Here is a 2,191-nt window from a genome sequence, read left to right on the forward strand (position 1 = left end):
GGCATAAGCGGTCCTGCGGCCACTTACGATTACGGCAAGGTTCCTGCGGCCGTCGTGGAAAAGGTCAACGCCATCGAGAGCATTTGTTCGAGATATGCGGTGAGCTTGCCTGCAGCGGCGATGCAATTCGTCTATGCGCATCCGGCAGTGGCGACGCTGGTCATGGGGGCAAAAAGCGCATCCGAAGTCGATCAGAACGTCAAGGCGATCAACGAGACAATACCCGCTGCATTTTGGGACGCTTTGATTGAAGCGAACCTTCTTCCGTCGAATGCTCCGCTGCCGATGGCTGCACGATGATGGCGAGCGGAGGCACCGTTTTCGGCGGCTTCCGCTGTGAAGCGCTCGTGGGCTCGGTTCCATCGCCGGATGCACGCGCATGCCTCGAGGCGCTCGTCAGGACATATGGCGAGCTCCTCGCGATCTATTCCTTCATGCATATGGCATTGAAGGAGAAGAGCATGCGCCTCTTGATGGGCGAACTCGCCGATCGCGCCTCAGAGATAAAGCGATCCGTCCGTCACTCGCTCGCGGGCTCACCCGTTCTCGCGGGGCAGGGCCACGCACTCTCCCATCTTGGACGGGCAGATCGCCTGCTTGTCGAGGCGGAGGAGCACCTGCAGCGCGGTGTCTTGGTTTCGAATGCGGCCCTGCTGGGGTTGCTTTCAAACGCGGCGATCGAGCTGAAACGATCGGCCGCAATCTTAGGCACGTCGACCTTCGACACGACAGCATGCTGTGGAGGGTCCCTTGGACATGGGGAGGAAGACCATGGGAACGCATTCGATCTGGGTGCTTGAATACTCTCGAAGCCCAGTGCACCCAGTCAGCGGGGTTTTTTACGGCGCCCATAATCAGGGCACGATGAACCTGCCGTTCGCATACATTCTCATCAAGACAGGAGATGCAGTCGTTCTGGTTGATGCCGGTCACGACGCCGCCGATTTCGGAGGCCAGATCGCCAATTCGATTGGCGTTACCGGTTGGACGCCTCCGGAAATCGTTCTCGGGGAATGCGGGATCAGGCCCCAGGACGTCACGCATGTCATCCTCACGCACGCGCACTTCGATCACATTGGCGGCCTAAAGTTCTTCCCAAATGCTAAGATTTTCATTCAGAAGAAAGAATTGGAATCCTGGATGTGGATTCTGGCAAAGGGTCGGCGCTTCCGTTCATTGCAGGCCGGACTGAATCCGGCGGATATCTGACCCGGGCAAACATCGAAGGCCGCCTGGAACTGGTGGAGGGAGAGCGGGAAAACCTGGTGCCAGGCGTTCATGTCTATCCGGCATTCGACACCCATACCGCAGGATCGCAATATGTGGTGGTGGAGACCGGCGGTGGAGACGGCAAGTTTATCCTGTCCGGCGACGGCATCTACACCTACAGCAACCTCACGGGTGAGGACGCCACCGATCCCTGCTTTGTGCCGCCGGGCCTTGCCAATGGCAGCCAGTCACGTCTGATCGAGTCCGCCGAGGAGATGCTCAAAATCGTTGGTATGAACGAACGACGAATTGTTCCCATGCACGAGGAGCAGCTGTCAAAAATCTATCCGTCGCGCCTGACGGCTCGCCAGCTCATGCTCGTGGAGATTTGTGTGGCCGACGGAGACGTATCAAGAGTTTGATCGATTTGAAGCAGCGCGAACGCTAAGCTCCATCGTTCACAATCGTCCTCCCAAGGCGATAAGCAGAGAAAAGGCCGGGTGTCAGCGACTCCGGCCTTTTCCAAACACCTTGCCCGCAGCGGTGATCTGCGCGGTGAAGAAGCCCTATATTCCCGCTTTGATGACGGCCCGGTAGTCCGCGATGTTTGCCATGGAGGACAAGGCCTCCATCTTCCGTGCGCGGCTGACGCGCGGGACCATTCTCCATGGCGATGACATTTGCGCTTGAACCTCCAACCCATCCTGTTTCGTTAGAAAATGAGCGCCTTCGGCCATGCATGGAGCGGTGCAATCGCGCCATCATGCGTCTTCACGTGTCCCATCATGCCAGCAGCGTCAGGGGCGTTGTCGAATAGAGCAACACAAACTAACGAAAAATGATGTTTGCATGTGAGGTGTAGCGTCGGATCTTGATGTTAAAGGATCGGATTAGTGCGCCGGAGGACTAGAATATGAAGAGAGATGATCGGAGGCAGGCCATTATGGACCTGTTGGTCGCGCAGAGGGTGGTGGATCTGGAC

At 57.5% G+C, this 2,191-nt stretch carries 4 protein-coding genes; all 4 read left to right on the forward strand.

The genetic code is table 11. The annotated features are described in order from the left end of the window. The coding region (locus tag C9413_RS31430; protein WP_170251443.1) for an aldo/keto reductase at positions 1 to 300 on the forward strand (300 nt) is incomplete at its 5' end. Then, on the forward strand, positions 297 to 800 hold the full coding sequence (locus C9413_RS31435; RefSeq protein WP_223844043.1) for a hypothetical protein: 504 nt from the start codon (positions 297 to 299) through the stop codon (positions 798 to 800). The genes C9413_RS31430 and C9413_RS31435, both read left to right, overlap by 4 nt. Then, the gene (locus tag C9413_RS34050) at positions 772 to 1,209 is read left to right on the forward strand and encodes an MBL fold metallo-hydrolase (RefSeq protein ID WP_246703910.1); all 438 of its coding nucleotides are present in this window, start codon (positions 772 to 774) and stop codon (positions 1,207 to 1,209) included. Before C9413_RS31435 ends, C9413_RS34050 begins: the two co-directional genes overlap by 29 nt. Next, a complete protein-coding gene (locus C9413_RS34055; RefSeq protein WP_246703911.1) occupies positions 1,143 to 1,631 on the forward strand; it encodes a hypothetical protein in 489 nt (162 codons plus the stop codon). Before C9413_RS34050 ends, C9413_RS34055 begins: the two co-directional genes overlap by 67 nt. Positions 1,632 to 2,191 lie beyond the last annotated feature (560 nt).

Origin of the sequence: Rhizobium sp. SEMIA 4085 (genome assembly GCF_013004495.1) — a bacterium.
In the GTDB taxonomy this organism is placed as follows: Bacteria; Pseudomonadota; Alphaproteobacteria; order Rhizobiales; family Rhizobiaceae; genus Rhizobium; species Rhizobium gallicum.

Excerpts from the sequence above, each read along its gene's own strand:
- C9413_RS31435 (WP_223844043.1), top strand. The coding sequence starts at position 297 with ATGATGGCGAGCGGAGGCACCGTTTTCGGCGGCTTCCGCTGTGAAGCG.
- C9413_RS34050 (WP_246703910.1), top strand. The coding sequence starts at position 772 with ATGGGAACGCATTCGATCTGGGTGCTTGAATACTCTCGAAGCCCAGTG.